Genomic DNA, 3,096 nt, shown 5'->3' on the forward strand with positions numbered 1-3,096 from the left:
TTTTTACTTTTTACTTTTTAAAAAACAAAAGCCCGTTATCTTTCGACAACGGGCTCCGTATTAAATTCGGCACCGACCTACTCTCCCACCTGTTACGGCAATACCATCGGCTCTGGCGGGCTTGACTGCTCTGTTCGGAATGGGAAGAGGTAGACACCGCCGATATAGGCACCTGAAAATCTTTTATTAGATCCTAGTACCTAGATTATAGTACCCAGACAGATCTAAATACTAACTACTACATACTACCATACTAATATGACATGCATTGAAAGAAAGAAAAAGAAGGAAGACAACAACGTTCTACCGGCGTGGAAAGCTTCGGGCTATTAGTACCACTTGGCTTTGGTCTCTCAACCTTTACACCTATGGCCTATCAACGTTGTCATCTACAACGACCCTATAAGGAAGTCTCATCTCGTGGCTAGTTTCGCACTTAGATGCTTTCAGCGCTTATCTATCCCGGACGTAGCTACCCTGCCGTACACCTGGCGGCATAACAGGTTCACCAGCGGTCCGTCCAACCCGGTCCTCTCGTACTAAGGTCAGATCCACTCAAACTTCCAGCGCCCACAACAGATAGGGACCGAACTGTCTCGCGACGTTCTGAACCCAGCTCGCGTGCCACTTTAATGGGCGAACAGCCCAACCCTTGGGACCTTCTCCAGCCCCAGGATGTGACGAGCCGACATCGAGGTGCCAAACCTCCCCGTCGATATGAGCTCTTGGGGGAGATCAGCCTGTTATCCCCAGCGTACCTTTTATCCTTTGAGCGATGGCCCTTCCATACAGAACCACCGGATCACTATGTCCGTCTTTCGACCCTGGTCGACTTGTTGGTCTCACAGTCAAGCAAGCTTATGCCATTGCACTCCGCGTACGGTTACCAAGCGTACTGAGCTTACCTTTGAAAGCCTCCGTTACCTTTTTGGAGGCGACCACCCCAGTCAAACTACCCACCAAACAATGTCTCCCGCATGACGGGATTAGAAACCGGATACAGAAAGGGCGGTATTTCAAGGTTGATTCCACGACTCCTGGCGAAGCCGCTTCATTATCTCCCGCCTATCCTACACATCCTGTACCCAATTTCAATGTTAAGCTATAGTGAAGGTGCATGGGGTCTTTCCGTCCCGTTGCGGGTAACCGGCGTCTTCACCGATACCACAATTTCACCGAGCTCATGGCTGAGACAGCGCCCAGATCGTTACACCATTCGTGCAGGTCGGAACTTACCCGACAAGGAATTTCGCTACCTTAGGACCGTTATAGTTACGGCCGCCGTTTACTGGGGCTTCGATTCAATGCTTCTCTTGCGATGACATCCCCTCTTAACCTTCCAGCACCGGGCAGGTGTCAGGCCTTATACTTCATCTTTCGATTTCGCAAAGCCATATGTTTTTGCTAAACAGTCGCCTGGGCCTTTTCACTGCGGCTGCTCATCACTGAGACAGCGCCCCTTCTCCCGAAGTTACAGGGCCATTTTGCCGAGTTCCTTAGCCATGATTCACTCGAGCACCTTAGGATTCTCTCCTCGACCACCTGTGTCGGTTTACGGTACGGGTTTTTATAACCTGGAGCTTAGCGGGTTTTCTTGGAAGTCTGCTTACCTGCACTATCAGCGCCGCCGAAGCTTTGCTGTACTATCATGTTTCGGCACACTCTGCGGATTTGCCTACAGAATGTATACCTACGCACTTCAACGAACTATTCCGTCAGTTCGCGGCAGTGTCACTACTCCGTCACCACATCGCAGTTATAAAAAGTACGGGAATATTAACCCGTTGTCCATCGGCTATCTCCTTTCGGATGCGCCTTAGGCCCCGACTGACCCTGATCCGATTAGCGTTGATCAGGAAACCTTGGTCTTTCGGTGGGCGGGTTTCCCACCCGCCTTATCGTTACTTATGCCTACATTTGCTTTTCCATGCAGTCCACGGAAAGTTACCCTTCCGATTCCCCCCGCATGGAATGCTCCCCTACCAGATGTAGCTTCTGCCACAAATCCATAGCTTCGGTAATACACTTGATGCCCGTTTATTATCCACGCCCGGCCGCTCGACTAGTGAGCTGTTACGCACTCTTTAAATGAATGGCTGCTTCCAAGCCAACATCCTAGCTGTCTGGGCAACCGGACCTCGTTAGTTCAACTTAGCGTATATTTGGGGACCTTAGCTGATGGTCTGGGTTCTTTCCCTCTCGGCCTTGGACCTTAGCACCCAAAGCCTCACTGCCGGCCATATCTAGATAGCATTCGGAGTTCGTCTGGATTTGGTAGGATTTGACTCCCCCGCACCCAATCGGTAGCTCTACCTCTACTAGACTCTATGCCGACGCTGTTCCTAAAAACATTTCGGGGAGTACGAGCTATTTCCCAGTTTGATTGGCCTTTCACCCCTACCCTCAGGTCATCCGGAAACTTTTCAACGTTTATCGGTTCGGTCCTCCATTACGTGTTACCGCAACTTCAACCTGCCCAAGGGTAGATCACAAGGTTTCGCGTCTACCTCACCTGACTCTGCGCCCTGTTCAGACTCGCTTTCGCTTCGGCTGCGTCCCTGAAGGACTTAACCTTGCCAGATAAGAGTAACTCGTAGGCTCATTATGCAAAAGGCACGCCGTCACGGAACAAGTCCGCTCCGACCGCTTGTAAGCACACGGTTTCAGGTTCTTTTCACTCCCCTGTTCGGGGTTCTTTTCATCTTTCCCTCACGGTACTGGTCCACTATCGGTCTCTCAGGAGTATTTAGCCTTGCCAGATGGTGCTGGCGGATTCCCACAGGATTTCTCCGGTCCCGCGGTACTCAGGATACCACTAGCGTCGTTCCGCTTGCGTGTACGGGGCTGTCACCCATATTGCCCGGCTTCCCATCCGGTTCCACTTCGCTCGACGAATCACATGTCGTGGTCCTACAACCCCGCTATTGCCGTAACAATAACGGTTTGGGCTCTTTCCCGTTCGCTCGCCACTACTTGGGAAATCATTGTTATTTTCTCCTCCTACGCTTACTTAGATGTTTCAGTTCGGCGCGTTCGCGTATTATACAACATACCTTCAGTATGTTAGGTTGCCCCATTCGGAAATCCACGGATCAA

The 3,096-nt window shown here is 50.9% G+C and carries 2 rRNA genes; both read right to left on the reverse strand.

The annotated features are described in order from the left end of the window. Window positions 1-64: 64 nt before the first annotated feature. Window positions 65-176 (reverse strand): 5S ribosomal RNA (gene rrf / locus B0I21_RS19920). A 133-nt stretch (window positions 177-309) separates the two neighbouring features. Further along, window positions 310-3,096 (reverse strand): 23S ribosomal RNA (locus tag B0I21_RS19925); the annotation flags it as partial.

It is taken from the genome of Sphingobacterium paludis (assembly GCF_004364125.1).
Lineage (GTDB): Bacteria > Bacteroidota > Bacteroidia > Sphingobacteriales > Sphingobacteriaceae > Sphingobacterium > Sphingobacterium paludis.